This window comes from Actinoplanes sp. NPDC048967 (assembly GCF_040649415.1).
Lineage (GTDB): Bacteria > Actinomycetota > Actinomycetes > Mycobacteriales > Micromonosporaceae > Actinoplanes.
Genome location: NZ_JBEZFL010000006.1, coordinates 546,383 through 565,203 on the forward strand (window position 1 = coordinate 546,383; position 18,821 = coordinate 565,203).

General features: G+C 73.2%; 13 protein-coding genes. 7 read left to right on the forward strand and 6 right to left on the reverse strand.

The window, feature by feature from the left end; all coding sequences use genetic code 11:
• Nucleotides 1-277: 277 nt before the first annotated feature.
• Genes AB0C12_RS28105 through AB0C12_RS28120 form a run of 4 tightly spaced genes read right to left on the reverse strand, consistent with a single transcriptional unit; the run spans nucleotide 278 to nucleotide 3,823 of the window.
• Nucleotides 278-1,468: an ABC transporter permease gene (locus AB0C12_RS28105; RefSeq protein ID WP_360552860.1), complete on the reverse strand. Its 1,191-nt coding sequence runs from the start codon at nucleotides 1,466-1,468 to the stop codon at nucleotides 278-280.
• A complete protein-coding gene (locus AB0C12_RS28110) occupies nucleotides 1,465-2,121 on the reverse strand; it encodes an ABC transporter ATP-binding protein (RefSeq protein ID WP_360552816.1) in 657 nt (218 codons plus the stop codon). The genes AB0C12_RS28105 and AB0C12_RS28110 overlap by 4 nt, the downstream gene beginning before the upstream one ends.
• A complete protein-coding gene (locus tag AB0C12_RS28115; protein WP_360552817.1) occupies nucleotides 2,118-3,158 on the reverse strand; it encodes a peptidoglycan-binding protein in 1,041 nt (346 codons plus the stop codon). The genes AB0C12_RS28110 and AB0C12_RS28115 overlap by 4 nt, the downstream gene beginning before the upstream one ends.
• Entirely contained in the window at nucleotides 3,155-3,823 is a 669-nt protein-coding gene (locus tag AB0C12_RS28120; RefSeq protein ID WP_360552818.1) for a hypothetical protein, read from the reverse strand. Before AB0C12_RS28120 ends, AB0C12_RS28115 begins: the two co-directional genes overlap by 4 nt.
• 6 nt (nucleotides 3,824-3,829) lie before the next feature.
• Between AB0C12_RS28120 and AB0C12_RS28125 the strand changes: the two genes are divergently transcribed.
• The 5 genes from AB0C12_RS28125 to AB0C12_RS28145 all read left to right on the forward strand — a co-directional run bounded on the left by AB0C12_RS28125 (nucleotide 3,830) and on the right by AB0C12_RS28145 (nucleotide 7,993).
• Nucleotides 3,830-4,486, forward strand: a complete 657-nt coding sequence (locus AB0C12_RS28125) for a response regulator transcription factor (RefSeq protein ID WP_360552819.1) — start codon at nucleotides 3,830-3,832, stop codon at nucleotides 4,484-4,486.
• Nucleotides 4,483-5,592, forward strand: coding sequence for a HAMP domain-containing sensor histidine kinase (locus AB0C12_RS28130; protein WP_360552820.1), 1,110 nt, complete (start codon nucleotides 4,483-4,485; stop codon nucleotides 5,590-5,592). Before AB0C12_RS28125 ends, AB0C12_RS28130 begins: the two co-directional genes overlap by 4 nt.
• A 188-nt stretch (nucleotides 5,593-5,780) precedes the next feature.
• A complete protein-coding gene (locus tag AB0C12_RS28135; protein ID WP_360552821.1) occupies nucleotides 5,781-6,329 on the forward strand; it encodes a DUF1062 domain-containing protein in 549 nt (182 codons plus the stop codon).
• Nucleotides 6,330-6,430: 101 nt separating this feature from the next.
• The gene (locus AB0C12_RS28140; protein ID WP_360552822.1) at nucleotides 6,431-7,675 is read left to right on the forward strand and encodes an amidase domain-containing protein; all 1,245 of its coding nucleotides are present in this window, start codon (nucleotides 6,431-6,433) and stop codon (nucleotides 7,673-7,675) included.
• Nucleotides 7,676-7,681: 6 nt separating this feature from the next.
• Nucleotides 7,682-7,993, forward strand: a complete 312-nt coding sequence (locus AB0C12_RS28145; protein ID WP_360552823.1) for a hypothetical protein — start codon at nucleotides 7,682-7,684, stop codon at nucleotides 7,991-7,993.
• A gap of 42 nt (nucleotides 7,994-8,035) precedes the next feature.
• Here AB0C12_RS28145 and AB0C12_RS28150 read toward each other — a convergent pair whose 3' ends face one another.
• Both AB0C12_RS28150 and AB0C12_RS28155 read right to left on the reverse strand, forming a co-directional pair.
• Nucleotides 8,036-13,522: a biotin carboxylase N-terminal domain-containing protein gene (locus AB0C12_RS28150; protein ID WP_360552824.1), complete on the reverse strand. Its 5,487-nt coding sequence runs from the start codon at nucleotides 13,520-13,522 to the stop codon at nucleotides 8,036-8,038.
• 202 nt (nucleotides 13,523-13,724) lie between these two features.
• Nucleotides 13,725-16,340, reverse strand: coding sequence for an ATP-binding protein (locus tag AB0C12_RS28155; RefSeq protein ID WP_360552825.1), 2,616 nt, complete (start codon nucleotides 16,338-16,340; stop codon nucleotides 13,725-13,727).
• 238 nt (nucleotides 16,341-16,578) lie between these two features.
• Here AB0C12_RS28155 and AB0C12_RS28160 point away from each other — a divergent pair, with 238 nt between their 5' ends.
• Together AB0C12_RS28160 and AB0C12_RS28165 are read left to right on the forward strand one after the other, a co-directional pair.
• Nucleotides 16,579-18,168 carry a methyl-accepting chemotaxis protein gene (locus tag AB0C12_RS28160; RefSeq protein ID WP_360552826.1) on the forward strand — a complete coding sequence of 530 codons (1,590 nt, stop codon included), beginning with the start codon at nucleotides 16,579-16,581 and terminating at the stop codon, nucleotides 18,166-18,168.
• A 21-nt stretch (nucleotides 18,169-18,189) separates the two neighbouring features.
• Nucleotides 18,190-18,753 carry an AAA family ATPase gene (locus tag AB0C12_RS28165; RefSeq protein ID WP_360552827.1) on the forward strand — a complete coding sequence of 188 codons (564 nt, stop codon included), beginning with the start codon at nucleotides 18,190-18,192 and terminating at the stop codon, nucleotides 18,751-18,753.
• Nucleotides 18,754-18,821: the final 68 nt, after the last annotated feature.

Below are 18,821 nucleotides of genomic sequence, written 5' to 3' on the forward strand. Positions count from 1 at the left end.
TCCCCCGGGCGGGCACCCGGCACCACACCCGCTCCGCCCGATGTCACCCGGCCGGGCTACAGCTCGGCCAGGAACGGACGGATGAGCCCGGCCACCTCGTCCACGGCGGGCCCCAGCAGGAAGTGGCCGCCGCCGAGCAGGTGGATCTGAGCGCCGGGCAGGTCGGCGGCGAACGCCCGGGCACCGGCTTTCCGGGCGTTCCGGCCTCCCGGCAGAGAAGCCGGTGCCCGTCGACATCGAGTCCGCCCGCGCGGCCGCGGCCGGCGGGCAGCTGAGCTCAGGCGGCGGCCAGGGCCTCCGTCGGCGCCAGCCGGGCGGCCCGGATGGCGGGATACAGACCCGCCACCGCCCCGATCACCACGGTCGCGGCCACGCCGCCCAGCAGCACCCATACCGGGACCACCGTCGGCCACGCCTGCGTCGTCGCGTAGAGCGCGGTCACCGCGGATCCCAGCAGCACTCCCCCGGCCCCGCCGGCCAGCGACAGCAGCAGCGACTCGGCCACGAACTGCACCCGGATCTGCCCGCGGGTGGCTCCGAGCGAGCGGCGCAGCCCGATCTCCGCCCGGCGTTCCAGCACCGAGATCACCATCGTGTTGGCCACCCCGATCCCGCCGACCAGCAGCGCCACCGCCCCCAGCCCGAGCAGCAGCTGGGTGAAGGTGCGGTTGGTGGCCTGCCGGGCCTGCAGCGCGTCGGAGGGCCGGGAGACCTTGACCTCGTCCGGGTTCTCCGGGTTGGCCGTCGCCGCGAGCACGTCGCGCACCGCCGTGACCCGGGCGTCGTCGGACCGGGTGTAGACCGTGGTCGGGTGCCCGTCGAAGCCCAGGTACGACGCCGCCGCCGGCCAGCCGACCAGGACGGCCGAGTCGAGTTCCGGCGCCAGCGGCACCGGTGCCAGCACCCCGGTGACGGTGAACCACCGTCCGCCCAGGTGGACCGACGGCACGGACCCCAGCCGCCGGGCCGCCGTGGCGCCCAGCACGACCGCCGGATACCGGGCGGTCGCCGCGTTGAGCCACGACCCGGACGCGACCGTGGCGCCCACCGTGGACGGCAGATCCAGCTGCGCCGCGGCCACCGAGAGGCCGCCGGTCTGCGCGGCCGGGATCCGATCGGTCCGGTACACCGTCGTGTCCGGGACCGTACCGGTCGCGGCCACCGCGCGCACCGGCCCGATCCGCTCGATCATCGACACGGACTCGTCCGGCAGCGTCGCGTCGTCGCCGAACATGGTGTTGCCCGGGCCGACCGTGAGCAGGTTGGTGCCCAGGGCCGCCAGGGCCCGGTCCAGGTCGGCCCGGCTGGACGACGAGATGCCCACCACCGCGGTCATCGCCGCGATGCCGATCGCGATGCCCAGCGAGGACAGCACCGCGCGCAACGGCCGGGCCCGCAGGCCCGACAATCCGACCCGCATCAGGTCGGCGACCCGCAACCGGGCCGGTGTCAGGACGGTCACGGTCAGCTCACCCGCCCGTCGCGCATGGAGATCTGCCGTGGCAGGCCGGCGGCCAGCTCCCGGTCGTGGGTGATCACCACGACGGTCGTGCCGGCCGCGTGCAGCTCACGCAGCAGCTCCACCACCCCGGCCCCGGCGACCGAGTCCAGGTTGCCGGTCGGCTCGTCGGCCAGCAGCAGGGCCGGATCCCCGGCCACCGCGCGGGCCATCGCGACCCGCTGCCGTTCCCCGCCCGAGAGCTGGTGCGGGCGGTGCCCGAGCCGGGCCCCGAGACCGACCCGGTGCAGCGCGGCCTCGGCGCGCCGCTCCCGCTCCTTGCGGGGTACGCCCGCATACAGCAGGCCGTCGGCCACGTTGGCCACCGCGGTACGGCCGGGAGACAGGTGGAACTGCTGGAACACGAAGCCGATCCGGCGCGCCCGCAACGCCGACAGTTGCCGGTCGGAGAGCCGGGACACGTCGTGCCCGTCGATCCGGACCGTGCCCGCCGACGGCCGGTCGAGGGTGCCGATGAGGTGCAGCATCGTCGACTTGCCGGAGCCGGACGGGCCGACCACCGCGGCCAGTTCGCCGTACCCGACGCTCAGGTCCACGTGGTCCAGGGCGGTGACGCCGCCGGGGTAGGACTTCGTCGCACCGGCCAGTTCGATCACCGTCATGACGGCATGCCCACCGTCGTGCCGGCCGCGATCCCGGTGCCGGAGACCTCGACCCGGCCGTCGGCGAACAGGCCGGCCTCCACCGCGGTGATGCTGCTGCGGCCGCCGTCGACGACCTCCAGGCCGTACCCGCCCTCGGCCAGCGCGAGCAGCGCGGCGACCGGCACCGTCAGGACGCCGGGCCGCTTCGCCGCGGTGAACTCGACACTGACCGACGCCTGGTCCAGGCCGGCCGGCGCCTCGGCGAAGCCGATGGTCACCGACAGGCTCGTCGACGCCTCCTGCTGGCCCTCGGCCGGCGTGACCACGGTCTCGACCCCCTTGATGGTCCCGGCGACCTGCTTGCCGTCGGGCAGGGTCACCCGGACGGCCGCGCCCTTGCGGGCCAGCCGCTGATCCGAGATGTCGAGCTCCACCGTGGCGACCCGGCCGGTACCGGTCGTCTCCAGTAGGTCCGTGCCGGGCTGCACGACGTCACCCGGCTCGGCCGCGCGGCTGTCGACCCGGACCGCGCCGCTCGCGTAGACGATCCGGGCCGGGTCGACCGTCCCGGTCCCGGCCAGCCCGAGGTCGTCCTGCCAGTCCCGGACGGCCGAGGCGGTCGCCGGCGAGTACGTCCGGTCCACGGTGAAACCGCGGTAGCCCAGCGCCCACAGGTTCCGCTCGAACTGCTTGACGTCCCTGCCCGTGTCCCCCGATGACAATGTCCGATACGCGGGCAGGGAGCCGTACAGCAGCACGACCGGGTCGTCGTCGATCCGGTACAGGGCCTGGCCCCGGGTCACCGTCGAGCCCTCGGCGGCGAGTGCGGTGACGGTGCCCGAGAGCCGGGAGGCGTGCGCGGTCGGGTCGCCGTACCCCAGCTCGCCGTCGGTGGTCTCGGTGTCGACCAGCGTCTCCTTCTTCACCACCGCCGTGGCCGTCGGGGCGGACGCCTGCGCCTGCTCCTGCGCGTCCGGCAGGGCGACCACGACCGCGGCCGCGGCACCGGCCGTCAGCGCCACAGCCGCCGCGGCGTAGACCGTACGCCGGCTCATCCCTCCCCCTTTTCCTGGCTCTTGGGGGCGTCGGGACCGCCCGGGCGGTACTTCGAGCAGGCCTGCTCGGCCTTGTCGAAGGCCGGGTCGCCGGGACCCTGGCCGATCTTGTCCCCGTCGAGCCGGATGCTGCCGTCGGCCTGCGGGTCGGGGAAGTTCGGCACCCCGTTGTCGCGCATGCACTGGGCCATCCGCCGGCCCTGCTCGAGCTGCTGCGGGTCGGCGGGGCCCCGGTCACCGCCGTCGGGCGCCCACTCCTTGCACGCCGCCATCGCCGCGTCGAACTTCGCTTTGTCCGTACCCTGAGGGATCTTGATCTGCAGCCGGCCGCCCGGCTGGGGGTCGGGGAACCAGCTCATGCCCTGTTCGCGCATGCACTGGGAGAACTTCAGGGGGGCGTCGTCGTCCCGGGCGGCCGCGGCGCCGGCGCTCGCCGTGGGCGCGCCGCCCGCCGAGGCGACCTGGTCGCCCTCCGCCGCCTCAGCGCACCCGGCCGCCGCCATGGTCAGCAGCAGGCCGAGCGCCAGGATCCTGGTGGTCCGCATCGTCGTCGTCTCCTCGTCGGCGGCCGGGCGGCCGCCACGGGAAGCAGTGAAGTCCCCGGCGGGTTTCCCGGCCGTCACGCCGAACCGTGACGCCCAGGTGACGTGACCTTGGGTCACCATGGAGGCATGCGCATCCTGGTGGTCGAGGACGAGCCGCTGCTGGCCGACACCGTCGCGGCGGGTCTGCGCCACGACACCCACGCGGTGGACGTGGTCTACGACGGCGCCGCCGCGCTGGAACGGGCCGGGGTCAACGACTACGACGTGGTGATCCTGGACCGGGACCTGCCCGGCGTGCACGGCGACGAGGTGTGCCGGCAGCTCGCCGGGCGCGACACCACCGCCCGGATCATCATGCTGACCGCGGCGGCCGACATCGACGACCGGGTCGAAGGGCTGGCCCTGGGCGCCGACGACTACCTGCCCAAGCCGTTCGCCTTCCGCGAGCTGGCCGCCCGGGTCGCCGCGCTGGGCCGCCGGTCGCGGCCGGCCGCGCCGCCGGTGCTGCGCCGGGCCGGGATCAGCCTGGATCCGCACCGGCGCGAGGTGTTCCGCGACGGACGGTACGTGCCGCTGTCCCGCAAGGAGTTCGCCGTGCTGGCCGAGCTGCTGCGCGCCGACGGTACGGCGGTCTCGGCCGAGCACCTGCTGGAGAAGGCCTGGGACGAGAACGCGGACCCGTTCACCCACGCCGTACGGATGACGATCCTGAAGTTGCGCCGCAAGCTCGGCAACCCGCCGGTGCTGCTCACCGAGCCCGGAGTGGGGTATCGGATCGGATGAGGCTCACCGTGCGGGGCCGACTGACCCTGGTGTACGGCGGCCTGTTCCTGGCCGCCGGCGTCGTGCTGCTGGGCTTCACCTACGTCCTGGTGAAGCAGCAGCTGCCGGCCAAGGCCCTCATCACCGGCGGCAGCGTGGCCGGCCAGCCACCACCGGGCGTGGTGGCACCGGATGTCATCTTCCAGCGCGTCGTCCAGGACACCCGCGAGGACGCGCTGTCCGCGCTCGTCACCCAGGGCGGCATCGCGCTGCTGGTGGTCGGGGCGGCCGCGATCGCGCTGGGCTGGCTGATCGCCGGGCGGATGCTGCAACCGCTGCACCGGATCACCGACGCCGCCCGGCGCATCGCCGAGTCGCCGGCGGCCGACCGCGGTCTGCACGAGCGCATCGCGCTGGCCGGCCCGGACGACGAGATCAAGCAGCTGGCGGACACCTTCGACCTGATGCTGACCCGGCTGGACCGCTCGTTCGACGGCCAGCGGCGGTTCATCGCCAACGCGTCGCACGAGCTGCGCACACCGCTGACCCTCAACCGGACCCTGCTGGAGGTCGCCCTGCACCAGGAGCAGGCGTCACCGGAGGTCCGGCAGCTCGGCACGACCCTGCTGGCGATCAACGACCGGCACGGCCGGCTCATCGACGGGCTGCTGCTGCTGGCCCGGTCGGAGCGCGAGCTGACCGAGCGGGCGTACGTGGACCTGGCCGACATCGCCTCGCACGTCAGCGGCCCCGACATTCGGGCCGAGCTGGCCGAGGCCACCACGGTCGGCGACCCGGTGCTGCTGGAACGGCTGGTGCAGAACCTGGTCGAGAACGGGGTGCGGCACAACGTGCCCGGCGGCTGGGTACGGGTGGCCACGTACGCCAAGGACGGGCGGGCCACACTGGAGGTCAGCAACACCGGACCGGTGGTGCCGCGGTACGAGGTGGAGGGCCTGTTCGAGCCGTTCCGCCGGCTCGGCACCGACCGGCTGGCCGGGCCGGGCGTCGGGCTGGGCCTGTCGATCGTGCGCGCGGTGGCCCGGGCCCACGACGGTGACGTGCACGCCGTGCCGCGCGACGAGGGCGGCCTGGTCGTGACGGTCTCCCTGCCGGCGGCGTACTGAAGCGGTCGCCGGTAAACCGGTGGCCGCGCGGTTGCGTACGCCGTTACCGTGCTCGCGCCCTGTCTCCTCGGTGAGGACATGCCGTTGTACGTCCTGTGAGACCTCCTGAGCGCTGATTCATGGCGCGTCGCCGCGGGGCGACGTGCGCCTTTTCGCTGCGGACTTCTCACTGGGACCGGTGTATCTCCATGTCCAGAAACTGGGTGGTCGTGCCCACCCGCCTGCCCCTCGTCATCCGCCGCTGCCACGGGTGCGCCTCGCAGCGCTTCCGGGCGAGCGGCAAATTCCGGGTCAACGCCAACCACAAGCTCATCGACGCCTGGCTCCTCGCGCTGTGCACCGGCTGCGGGGAGACCATCAAACTGACCCTGTTCGAACGCGTGGCGGTGCGTTCCGTCCGGCCGGAGCTCCTGGACCGGCTGCACGACAACGACCTCGGCCTGACCGCCGAGCTGCTCCAGGATCCGCTCGTGTGGCGCCGCAACCGCATCGCCCTCGACTGGGACGGCGCCTGGCGCCTCGACACCGGTGAACCGGATCAGCCGGCCGGCGAGGCGATCGAGGTGTCGGTGCATTTCGCGGCGCCGGTTCCGGTCCGGCCGGTGCGCCTGATCGCTGACGGCTTCGGGTTCTCCCGGGCCGAGGTCGCGGGACTGCTCGCCGAGGGAAGTCTCGTCTCGGCGGTCCGCCTGACCGGCAGGCTCTCGGGCGACTTCACCTTCACGCTCAAGCGCTGAGCGATCCGGCGGGCCCGTCCGGCGTGATCCGCCCGGCGGGCCTGCTGGCCGCTTGCTGCCAGGCCCGGAATCCGTGGTGGCAACCGGCCTACGGTGCCGTCATGGTGAGTTTCGAGAATCTTCTCGCCGCCCGGCCGGACGAGTGGGGCCGGGCCGCCGACACCTGGGCCGCCCTCGCCCGCGAGTCCGAGGACGCCGCGAACGGCATCTTCGAACGGGGCTCGGCCAAGGTCGCCGAGAACTGGACCGACCAGGTCGGCGCCGAGGCCGGGGCGAAGCTCGACGCCCTGGCCAACTCGTACCTGACCGCCGCCGGCACGATGCACGGCGTGGTGTCGATCCTGTACGGCCTGGACGACTCGATCGGCCCGATCCGCCGTTCGCTGGAGTCCGCCGTGGACTACGCGCGCCGCAACGGCTTCACCGTCGACGCCGACGGGCGGGTCACCGCCCCGGCGGGCAGCACGGCTCCGCCCGAGGCATTGCGCGAAGCCGACGCGCTGATCCGGGAGGCGCTCGACTCGGCGACCCGGATCGACGTGGAGGCCCGCACCCAGCTCGACGAGCTCGCCGCCGCGGTCTTCAACGCCGACCGGGACTGGGCCGTCGACCACGTCCAGGGCAACGCCTCCCGCGCCCAGGTGGAGCTGCTGGCCGAGGCCCTGCCGACCGGCCAGGACCCGGCGACCGTGGCCGCCTGGTGGAACGCCCTGCCACCGCAGGACCGGGCCGCGTTCGAACGGGCCGTCCCGGTCGAGCTCTACGATCTGCCGGGCCTGCCCGAGGACGTCAAGCGCCGGCTGGAGGGCGACGACGGCTACAACCGGATCGAGGCGGTGCGCTGGGCGCAGCAGAACGCGTTCAACCGCGACATCGACATCTTCGACAACAACTGCGCCAACTTCGTCTCGTACGCACTGTCCAACGCCGGGCTGGCGCCGAAGCTGGACGACTTCGGCGGCGCTTACCAGGACGGCTGGAGCCAGGGCGCGCAGACCGGGTGGGACTGGCTCGACGCCCGCGACTACACCCACACCCCGGCCTGGACGGTGTCGGACCGCCAGCGCGACTTCTTCCTGGACAACGGCGGCAGCGAGATCCCGCTCTCCGGCGCCCAGCCCGGTGACGTCATCTACTGGGAGCAGGCGGCGCCCGGTGGCCCCATCGCCGAGGGCGGCGTCCACCACGCCGCGGTCGTCACGTCGGTGACCCCGGACGGCGACGTGCACTACACCCAGCACACCGCCTCCCGCCTCGACGCCAGCCTGGACGGCCGGCTGCCGACCAACGAGGTGGTCGAGGGCGACCAGCGGGTGGTCATCGTCCGGCCCCGGCAGAGCTGGTAGGCGTCCGTGAGCATCGAGATGCGACCGGAGCAGGTGGCGACTGCCGGTGACGACCTGCGGACGCTGGCCGACGAGGCCAAGCAGAAGCTGGCCTCCTTGTTCCACCTCAGCGACGTCGCGGCGCAGGCCAACCCCGGCTGGCTGGCCGCGGCGTCACTGAGCAACTGCCGCACGGTCTGGGAGCAGCGCATGCGCGAGACGGTGGACTCCACGGCCACGCTGGGCGAGGCGCTGACCGTCTCGGCCGGCGACGCGGCGAACGCCGACGCGGAAGGAGCAGACCGGCTCACCACCGTTCTGGACACCTTCGGCACCTGACGGGCCGGCCGCGGTCGGGGGCGCCGCGGCCGGCCGTACGCCTCAGCGCTTCAGGCCGTGCTCGATGGCCTCGATGATGCGCGGCCGCAGCTCGGCCGCCTTGATGATCGCGTCCACCGAGCCGACCTCGACCGCGCGCTGGATGCTGTGCACCCGGTCGAACTCGGCCGCCACCTGACCGAGCTTCTCCGAGCGCACCGCCGACTGCACCTCGCCCAGCTGCGCGTTCAGCGCCGCCCGCTCGGCGCCGCTGGCCGCCGCGATCCGGGTCTGCAGCTCGGTCACCCGCGGGTCGTTCGCCGTACGGGTGTTGACCTCACCGGAGAACACCACGGCCGCCGCCGGGGCACCGCCGAGCACCGAGGCGAACGAGCCCTCCAGCGCCAGCACGGTCATGGTCGGGTTCAGCGCCTTGGAGAACACCACGAACGCGCCGCCGTGGTAGCGCGAGATCACGCAGAACACGATCGGGCCGTCGAAGTTGACGATCGCCCGGCCGATCTCGGCGCCGTACTCCAGCTGGAGCTTGCGCATCGACTCCGGGGAGCCGTCGAAGCCGGACAGGTTGGCCAGCACCACCACCGGCCGGTTGCCGGACGCCGCGTTGATCGCCCGGGCCGTCTTCTTCGACGAGCGCGGGAAAAGCGTGCCCGCCGTGTAGGTGTCCGGGCCGTCGGTGGGCGGGAAACCACGCCGCGGCACCGAGCGCGACTCGATGCCGATCAGGCAGACCGGCCACCCGCCGAGGTGCACGTCCTGCACCGCGGACGTCTCCGCGTCGGCCATGCCGGCCCAGCGTTCCAGCACCGGGTGGTCCTGGTCGGCCAGGGCGCGCATCACCGTACGGATGTCGAACGGCTTCTTGCGGTCCGGGTTGTGCTCGGCGGAGAAGATCTGCCCGACGGTCGCGAAGTCGCTGCCGGGGAAGGTGTGCGGGAACGACGACACGTCCCGGTCCACCGGGTCCTCCGTGCGCGCCTTGCGCGGCCCGCTCTCACCGGGCAGGACGTAGGAGTGGTCGTAGTGCGCCATCAGCACGTCGCGGGCCGCCGGCAGGCTCGGCGCCCAGTACTGCGCCTGGCCGTTCGGGCCCATCACCCGGTCGTAGCCGCCGATGCCGAAGTTGTCCTCGGCCGACACGCCGCCGGAGAAGTCCAGCGACTGCTTGCCGGTGAGCACCATCGCCGAGTCCGGCGTCATCACCAGGATGCCCTTGGTGTGCATGAGCATCGTCGCCTCGGCGTTCCAGTACGGCTGGGCGCCCACGTTGATGCCCGCGACCACGATGTTGATCTCGCCGCCGGCCTGGGTGAACGTGACGATCCGCTTGAGCGCCGCCGCGACCCAGTCCATGTTCTCGGTGCCGGAGGTCATCGAGATGCGCGCGCCCGCCGACAGTGCGAACCACTCCAGCGGCACCCGCATCCGCTCGGCCAGGTCGAGCGCGGCGATGACCCGGGAACATTCCGGTTCGGACAGTGCGCCCAGCGCCTTGGTCGGGTCGCCGAGCAGCACGACCCGGGTGACGCCCTCGGCGTACCGCTCGGTCGGGGTGGTGACGACGCCCGCCACGATCGCCGCGGAGTTGCGGCCCCGGGGCCGGTCCACCGGCACGAGCACGCCGTTGTCGTCGAGGTCGTGCTCGACGAAACTGCCCTGCGGCCCGGCGAGCAGCCCGGTCAGCTCGTACGGGTACACGTTGCCGCGCCGGGCCGCGCGCAGCACCTTCTGCCGGTAGTCGTCCAGCGGCTGCACCGGCTCGGTCGACGGCTTGTCCACGTGCAGCTGCGCGCCGTTGCCCGGATCCAGGGTGATGCGGACGGCCACCTCGGTCAGCTCGCCCGCCGCGTTGCGCTGGCGGGCCACGAACTGGACCTCCTCCAGCCCGGCCCCGGCCGAGGTCGGCAGGATGCGCTGGACCAGGGCGTTCAGCTCGTCGCTGGTGAGCTCGGTGGCCGGCCAGACGTACATCATGATCCGGTTGGTGTCGAACCGCTTGTTCGGCGGGCGCTGGGCCTGGATGTTGCGGATCGCGTCCAGGCCGGCCGTGATCGCGTCCTCCACCGCGGGCAGCGCGACCAGCCGGCCGTCGGCCTCGCGCAGCGGTGTCAGGTCGCGGACCTGACCCATCGCGAACAGCCGCTCGTCGGCCGGGTTGCTCTTGGCCACCGCCTTGAACAGGTAGATCTCCTCGTCCGCCGACGGCAGCCGGGTGAGGTCGAACTCGCGCAGCCGCTGCAGCTGCAGGCGCCGGGCGATCTGCGGGTGCAGGCCCCGGATCAGCCTGTCCTCGGCGAAGCCCGCGCCGTCGGGGCGGAAGGTGAAGTGGTGGTGCATGACCGCGCCGCTGGTGCCGGCGACGGTCGTGGTGATCCGGCGGACACCGGCGGGCAGGCTGCACACGGCGAGCAGCTCACCGAGCCGGACCGCCATCGCGTCGGCGTCGGGCTGGTCCTCCCAGGTGACGTAGAGGTCGGCCACCAGGCCGCGCTCGGCGACATCGGCGGCGAGCGTGCCGACCGCGTCGAGGGCGTCCGGCAGGGCGGCGATGTCCACGGCGGTGGTGACCACGCGGGTCACCCGCTCCGAGCCGGTGTGCACGGCGGTGACGAACCGGCAGCCCGCGATGTCGCGCGCGGTCACCTCGGACAGCCCGCGGTTGCCGTAGTAACGGCGGGTCAGCACCTCCAGCAGGGCGGCGTGGTCGCGGCCGGGCCGGCCCATCCGCTGCCCGATCAGCCGGACCAGCGGTTCGGCGCTGGCCACCATGGCCTGGATGCGCTCGGCGCGGTCGGCGGCGTCCGGGTTGTTGTCCAGGTGGCGCAGTTCCTCCCGGACGGCGGCGTAGACCTTGGCGCGGTTGCGGCGCAGCAGCGGCTGGACGAACCAGCGGAACACCACCCCGCGGGCCAGGTCGGCCACCGCCGGGAAGCGCACCTGGGTGGCCTCCACGAGGTGCTCCAGGGTGAGCCCGGCCCGCTCGCTCAGCGACTCGGCCGGCGGCGGCCCGGCCAGCCACTGCCGCAGCAGCTCCGAGACCACGGCGACGTCGGTGGACATCCGCTGCTGGGCCAGGAAGATGCGGAAGACCGCGGCCTCGAGCTCCGGCGTCCGGTCCAGGTCGTCGACGCCGTAGTGGGCCAGCATCTGCCGGAGCTTGACCTGGAACGCCTCGGTGACCCCGGCGCGCTCGACGTCGAGGCTCTGCAGGTAGCTGTGGAAGTACTCGCGGGGGCTGTGCACCGGGCTGCCCGGCTCGACCTCCACGTCACCGGCGGGCTTGTTGCGGCTCAGCTCCGACAGATCGGCGAAGACGGTCAGCACGGTCAGCTCACCGGCCAGCGGCTGGCCGCCGAGCTCGGCCCGGGCGGCCAGGTAGCCGGTCAGCAGGCGTTTGCGGTCGCGCGGGTCGGCGTCGAAGCCCAGCAGCAGGCTGCGCAGGTCCTGCAGGCCACGCTCGACCCGGTCGGCGGCGGACACGTCGGCGGGCTCGCCGGGCAGGTCGACCTCGACGGTCTCGCCGGCCCCGGCGGCCTGCACCTCGGCGCCCTGCTCGGCCAGCGGCTCCAGGCGCATCAACGGCGTACCGGTCTCGACCTGGCTGCCCACCGAGACCGGGCACTCCCGCACCCGGGCCCGGAACGGCGCCCGCAGCACGGTCTCCATCTTCATGCTCTCCAGCACCAGGATCGGCGCGCCGGCCTCGACCTCGTCCCCGACGGCCAGCGGCGTGGCCACCACCAGCGCGGGCGCCGGGGAACGCACGACGCCGCCCTCGTCGCGGCTGACCCGGCGGGTGACCCCGTCGACCTCGACCAGGTGGATCGGGCCGTGGGTGGCCGACACCAGCCGGAACCGGTGGCCGTTGACCACGACCCGGCCGCTGTGCGCGTCGAAGCGTTCCACCTCGACGTCGGCCGGGTGCATGTCGCCGCCGCCGGAGATGCCGACCCGGAAACGCTGCCGGCCGACCCGGGCCACGCTCACCCGGTAGGAGGCGCCGCGCAGCTTGAGGTCGAGCGGGCGGGCGATCTCGTGCTGCACCTGGGGCCGGCCGCCGTGCGCGGTGGCCAGCAGGCGCTGCCGGCTGACCTCCTCCTCGTCCTGGTACGCCTCGATCGCGGCCACGGCCAGGGCGATCGCCGAGTGCCGGTGGCTGACCAGGCGGCCCTGCGCGCGGACCCGGTCGATCCAGCCGGTGTCGGCGCTGGCGTCGATGACCTCGGGCTGGTCGAGCAGGTCGAGCACGAAGCTCTTGTTGGTGGTGCCGCCCTCGATGATCACGGTGGTCTCGGCCATCGCCCGGCGCAGCCGGCCCAGCGCCTCGTCGCGGTCCCGGCCGTACGCGATGATCTTGGCGATCATCGAGTCGAAGTCGGCCGGGATGGTGTCGCCCTCGCTGACCCCGGTGTCCACCCGGATGCCGGGCCCGGCCGGCAACACCAGCCGGGTGATGCGCCCGGGTGACGGGGCGAAGTCGCGGTCCGGGTCCTCGGCGTTGAGCCGGGCCTCGACGGCATGGCCGGACTCGGCCGGCTGCGGGCCGGTCAGCCGCCCGCCCCCGGCCACGTGCAGCTGGAGCCGGACCAGGTCGGTGCCGGTGGTGATCTCGGTGATCGGGTGCTCGACCTGGAGCCGGGTGTTGACCTCCAGGAAGGCGAACAGCTTCTCGCCCGGGTGGTAGAGGAACTCGACGGTGCAGGCGCCGCGGTAACCGACGGCCACGGCGAGCCGCTCGGCCGACGCCTTCAGCTCGGCGGTCTGCTCCGGCGAGAGCACCGGGGAGGCCGACTCCTCGATGACCTTCTGGTTGCGCCGCTGCACCGAGCAGTCGCGCACCCCCAGCGCCCACGCGGTGCCCTGGCCGTCGGCGATGACCTGCACCTCGACGTGGCGGGCCCCGGTGACCAGGCGCTCCAGGAAGACGACCCCGGAGCCGAACGCCCGCAGCGCCTCCTGACTGGTGCGCTCGTACGCGTCGGCCAGGTCCGCACCCGAGGCGACCATCCGGATGCCGCGACCGCCGCCGCCCGCGGTGGCCTTGAGCATCAGCGGGTAGCCGATCCGGTCCCCGGCCCGCAGGGCGTCCTCCAGCGTGGCGACCTCGCCGCGGCTCCACGGGGCGACCGGGACACCGACCTCCTCGGCGATGAGCTTGGCGCCGATCTTGTCGCCGAGCTTGCGCATCGCGTCCGCGCTCGGCCCGACGAAGGTGACCCCGACCTTCTCGCAGAGCTCGGCGAACGCCGGGTCCTCGGCGACGAAACCCCAGCCGACCCACGCCGCGTCGGCCCGGGTCTCCACCAGCGCCCGCTCCAGCACGGCCAGGTCGAGATAGGGGCGCGCGGCGGCCGGACCCAGCAGGTACGCGTGGTCGGCCTCGCGGACGAAGGTCGCGGTGCGATCGGAATCGGTGTAGAGGGCGATCGTCTCGATCCGCGTCCCGGTTTCCGCCGAAAGATCCCGGACAGCGTGGATGAGCCGCATCGCGGCCTCTCCACGGTTGACGATGGCGACACGACTGAACACCGGCTGAGCCTCCCAAGCACAACGCACAGAAGGCGACGTCCGGGTCCCGGAGCGCCGCCTCCACCTGATCTCTACCCTCCTTGATTACCGGTGGGTACAACAATGCCGGGATCACGCATGCCGGAGCCCGGCTTTTGTGGGAACCCCACAAAAGCGCTTGGACCCCGTTCCGCCGCGGGGCTGTCCGCGCCGACTCGTACGCCTAACGCCCGTCAACGACCGCGGACGGCGTGGCCCGGCCGGTCCTCAGCTCGCGGGCGACGACCGTCAGCAGATGCTGGGCGCTGACCGGCTTCTGCAGCAGGACCGCCCCGGTCGGCAGGGTGCCGCGCGCCGCCAGGATGCTCTCCGCGTAGCCCGACATGTACACCACCCGCAGTCCCGGCAGGTCCCGGTGCACGGCGGTGACCATGTCCGGCCCGTGCATGTCGGGCAGCACCACATCGGTCAGCAGCAGGTCCAGGACGTCGGCCGTCGCGGCCAGCGTCAGCGCCTCGGCGGCGGTGCGCGCCGACCGGACCCGGTACCCGTTGCGGTCCAGGACGCGTTCGGTCAGGGCGCGCAACCCCTCGTCGTCCTCGACCAGCAGGATCGTCTCGCCGGCACCCGGGCGTACCCGCGCCGACGGGCCGGCCGCCGGGCCCGCGTGCAGTTCGGTGACCGGGAGCAGGGCGGCGATGGTCGTGCCGTGGCCCAGCTCCGAGTAGAGCTGGGCGTGCCCGCCGGCCTGGGCGATGATGCCGTAGATGGTGGCCAGGCCGAGCCCGGTGCCCTGGCCCTTCGGTTTGGTGGTGAAGAACGGTTCGAAGGCCCGTTCCCGCGTCTCCTGGTCCATGCCGGTGCCGGTGTCGCTGACCGCCAGCCGCATGTACCGCCCGGTGCGCACGCCCGGGTGCTGCGCCGCGTAGTGCTCGTCGACCGTGACGGCGTCGGTGTCGATGGTCAGCGTGCCGCCGTTGGGCATCGCGTCGCGGGCGTTGACGGCCACGTTGACCAGCACCTGTTCCAGCCGGCCGACGTCGGCCAGGACCGGCGCGGACTCCTCGGTGAGCCGGGTGATCAGAGTGATGTCCTCGCCGAGGGTGCGGCGCAGCAGCTTCTCCACGTCCGCCACCACATCGTTGAGGTCCAGCGCGGTCAGCTCTGCGACCGTGTCGGCCCGGGCGAAGGCCAGCAGCTGACGGGTGAGGCCGGCGGCCCGGTCACCCGCCGCGACGATCTGCAGGAGGTCGTCGTGCAGCCGCGCCCACGTGGGGTCACGGGCCGCCAGCTCCTCGACGTCGGCGGCGGACATGCCCGCGTAGCCGTTGATGATCCCCAGCAGGTTGTTGAAGTCGTGCGCGATGCCGCCGGCCAGCTGCCCGAGGCTCTCCAGCCGTTCCGACTGGCGCAGGCGCCGGCGCAGGTGGTGCCGCTCGGTGACGTCGTCGACGACGGCGCACCGCACGGTGCGCCCGGCGAAGGTGGTCAGGTGCGAGGTCACCTCGACCTCGGTCACCCGGCCGTCGTGCTTGCGGTGCCGGCGGGCCCGGCAGCGTTCGACCGGCGCGGCCGCGGCCAGTTCCTTCCGTACGGCGGCCGCGTCATCAGCCGGGCAGAGGTCGGTGACCACGGCGCTGAGCAGGGCTTCCCGGTCCAGGCCGAAGTAGTGCACGGCGGCGTCGTTCACCGCCACCACGGCCAGCGTCTCGACGTCGAACAGGTAGATCGGATAGGGGTTGGCGTCGAACAGCTGCCGGTAGTTGCGTTCGTGCTCACGGGCCAGCTCCTCGGCCCGGCGCCGCTCCCCCAGTTCCCGGTCGACCGCGGCGAGCAGGCCGGCGAACTCCGCGCCGAGATCACTGACCTCTCGTGGGCCGGTGACAGTGACCGCCGGCTCCAGGTGACCACTGGTCGCGGCGGCCCGGACGGCGGTGCGCAGCCGGCCGATGGGCCTGGTGATCCGGCGGTACACCAGCAGCGTCGCCAGCAGGCCGGCGAGCAGCCCCACGGCGGTGATCCCGGCCTGGCGGCGGGCGAGCCGGTGCGCGGCGGCCAGGGCGGCGGACCGGTCGGCGCCCGCGTACACCTGCCAGCCGAGGCCGGGGACGGTGCTGGACCCGTACACCCGGCGCAGGCCGGCCACGTCGGTGCCGGCGCCGGATCCGCCGGTGAAGCGACCGGCCCGCACGGCGGTGCCGGCCCACCGGCCGGCGTCGGGCCACCGGGTGACGATCGTGGTGCCGTCTCCGGAGGTGAGCAGGAACTCCAGGCCGCGGGCCCCGCCGAAGGTGCCGCCGGCCGCGGCGGCCAGCCCGATCAGGTCGACGAAGGCGACCACCATGCCGCGTCCGGCCATCGGCGCGGTCAGCAGGACCGCCGGCCGGCCGGTGCGGTCGTCGGTCACCGGACCGACGGTGCCGGGCGTACGGGAGGCGTCGGCGACCCACGAGGCACCCTGGTACGCGACCGCCTCGTCCTCCCCCGGCGGTTGCGACGAGCACACCACCGAGCCGTCGCCGCGCACCACGTCGAGGTGACCGTCCTGGGGCCCGCCCAGCGAGAACGAGAGCCGGCAGTCGTCGGGCTCGTCGAACACGGAGGCGGCGCCCGGGCTGGTGGCGACCGCGTCGACGCTCGAGCGGACGCCGGCCAGGCTGCGCCCGAGCTGCTCGGCGGCCTTGCCCGCACCGAACTCGGCGTCGGCCCGGGCGGCGGACAGGCTGTCGCGTTCGGCGCTCTCCCACCCGAAGCCCAGGGCGACGGTGGCGGCCAGCACGAACAACGCCAGCAGCGCGCCGAGGTACGACCGCAGCGGCATCGGACTCTTCGTCAGCATCCGGGGCACCGCTGCCTCGACTTCCCGGCCCGCGACTTCCCGGCCCACGACGGCGGCACCGGAACCGCCGAACGACGAGAGCGACATTACCGCTCGCCCGCGTACCGGTCCGGGACTCGACGAGATTACCCACCCCGGTCCCGGCACCCGGGCGAATCGGCGATAAGCCTCACGGCCCGGGGGAGGTTGGCCGAAGCTGAAGGTGACGGACAGTGCGGCAACCGACCGAGGAGTGGACGTGGCGCGTGGCGGCGGGTGGGGCTCGGCGTTCGACAATCGTTCGCTGCGGACCAAGATCGGGGCGGCCGTGCTGGTCGCGACGGCCATGGGCGTGATGATCGCGGCGATCTCGCTGCAGACGCTCTACCAGATGAGCGACACGTCGATCGCCGCGCAGCGCGACAACCTCACGGTGCTGAAGGCGTCCTCGGCCGTGGGACAGAACCTGGAGAGCTTCGTCGGGTCGACCAGCGCGATGAAGGCCTACCCGGCGATCGCGGCCGAGATCGGCAAGGGGATGGCCGAGCAGCAGCAGGCCATCGACTCCGGGCTGCAGGTGCTGGCGGCCAACCTCAGCGACACGTCCGGCCGGGCGGTGATCACCCGCATGCAGACCGACTGGGACACGTTCAAGACCTTCATCACCGGTGTCGCCACCGTCTCCACGCCGGCCGAGCAGGCCGCCGGGCTGGCCAAGTTCACCGAGCTGCACGACGCACTGCTGTCGGACCAGGCCCAGGTGGAGAAGTACGTCTCCGACCGGGTGTCCACGCAGATCGCGGCGGCCGAACAGCGCCAGAGCGACGCGGTACGCACGGTCGTGATCCTGCTCGTGGTGGGCGTGGTGATCAGCCTGTACCTCGGGATGCGGGTGGCCAACCGGGTCCGCCGCGCAGTCGCCGGTGTCTCGCACGCCGCGGAAGGGCTGGCCGACGGTGACCTGACCCGTACCTGTGACGTGCGGGAGCGCGACGAGGTCGGCCGGATGGCCGCCCTGCTGGACCGCGGCATCGGCCGGCTGCGGCAGGACATCGTCCAGCTGGCCGGCAACGCCACCACCCTGCAGAATTCCGCCGAGCAGCTGACCGCGGTCTCGGGCGCGGTCGGCTCGGCCGCCACCGAGGCGTCCGTGCAGGCCGGCTCGGTCGCGTCGGCGGCGGATGTGGTCTCAAACAACCTGCAGATCGTCTCCACCGGCTCGCACGAGGTGGGGGCCTCGATCCGGGAGATCAGCGCGTCGACCTCGGAGGCGACCGGCGTGGCGGCCAAGGCCGTGGCGGTCGCCGCCGCCACCAACGCCACCGTCGCGCGCCTGGGCGAGTCGTCCACCGAGATCGCCACCGTCGTCAAGGTCATCACCGCGATCGCCGAGCAGACGAACTTGCTGGCGCTGAACGCGACGATCGAGGCCGCCCGCGCGGGCGACGCCGGCAAGGGCTTCGCGGTGGTCGCGAGCGAGGTCAAGGACCTGGCCCAGGAGACGGCCAAGGCCACTGAGGACATCGTGCGCCGGGTGGAGACGATCCAGTCGGACACCTCCGGCGCGGTGGCGGCGATCGGCGAGATCAGTGCGATCATCGAGCAGATCAACGGCATCCAGGTGACGATCGCGTCCGCCGTCGAGGAGCAGACGGCCACCACCCAGGAGATGAACCGGACCCTCTCGGAGGCGGCCGACGGCGCCGGGAACATCGCGGCGACCATCGCCGGGGTCTCGGACGCCACCCGGCGCACCACCGACACCATCGACGAGACCAGCCAGGCCGCGGCCGAGCTGGCCGTGATGTCCCGGCAGCTGCAGGACCTGGTGTCGCGCTTCCGCTATTGACGGTGTTGTAACGTCCGGTCCATGCCGTCGTCCTCCAGCCTCCGGCGGTACGTGATCACCGGCGCGCCGGGGGCCGGCAAGTCGACCCTCCTTCCGATGTTGCGCCGGCGCGGGTACGCCGTGGTCGACGAGGCGGCCACCGATGTCATCGCCCGCGAACAGTCCCGGGGCGAGGCCGAGCCGTGGCGCCGGGACGGCTTCATCGCCGCGGTGGCCCAGCTCCAGTACGAGCGCCAGGAGCTCCCGCCGCCCGCCGGCACCACGGTCCAGTTCTTCGACCGGTCGCCGCTGTGCACAGTCGCACTGGCCCGCTACAGCGAGCGGCCGGTGCCGCCGTCGCTGGCGGCCGAGGTCGCCCGGGTCCTCGCCGAGGGCATCTACCGGCCGCGGGTGTTCTTCGTCCGGCTGCTCGGTTTCATCACTCCCACGGCGGCCCGCCGGATCAGCTATGCGGATTCGGTACGGTTCGAGCGTTTCCACGAGCAGGCCTACCGTGAGCACGGTTTCGAGCTCGTCGACGTGCCGCCCGGGCCGCCGGAGCAGCGGGCGGAGCTGATCGCCCGGGCCGTCGCGGGAGACGGCTGAGCCCGCTCCGCACGGGTTGTCCACAGGCCCCGGAAGCGGGGTCGCGGCGGCTCATGATCACACCGTAT

Excerpts from the sequence above, each read along its gene's own strand:
- AB0C12_RS28110 (WP_360552816.1), bottom strand. The coding sequence starts at position 2,121 with ATGACGGTGATCGAACTGGCCGGTGCGACGAAGTCCTACCCCGGCGGC.
- AB0C12_RS28130 (WP_360552820.1), top strand. The coding sequence starts at position 4,483 with ATGAGGCTCACCGTGCGGGGCCGACTGACCCTGGTGTACGGCGGCCTG.
- AB0C12_RS28140 (WP_360552822.1), top strand. The coding sequence starts at position 6,431 with ATGGTGAGTTTCGAGAATCTTCTCGCCGCCCGGCCGGACGAGTGGGGC.
- AB0C12_RS28135 (WP_360552821.1), top strand. The coding sequence starts at position 5,781 with ATGTCCAGAAACTGGGTGGTCGTGCCCACCCGCCTGCCCCTCGTCATC.
- AB0C12_RS28120 (WP_360552818.1), bottom strand. The coding sequence starts at position 3,823 with ATGGTGACCCAAGGTCACGTCACCTGGGCGTCACGGTTCGGCGTGACG.
- AB0C12_RS28125 (WP_360552819.1), top strand. The coding sequence starts at position 3,830 with ATGCGCATCCTGGTGGTCGAGGACGAGCCGCTGCTGGCCGACACCGTC.
- AB0C12_RS28155 (WP_360552825.1), bottom strand. The coding sequence starts at position 16,340 with ATGCTGACGAAGAGTCCGATGCCGCTGCGGTCGTACCTCGGCGCGCTG.
- AB0C12_RS28115 (WP_360552817.1), bottom strand. The coding sequence starts at position 3,158 with ATGAGCCGGCGTACGGTCTACGCCGCGGCGGCTGTGGCGCTGACGGCC.
- AB0C12_RS28165 (WP_360552827.1), top strand. The coding sequence starts at position 18,190 with ATGCCGTCGTCCTCCAGCCTCCGGCGGTACGTGATCACCGGCGCGCCG.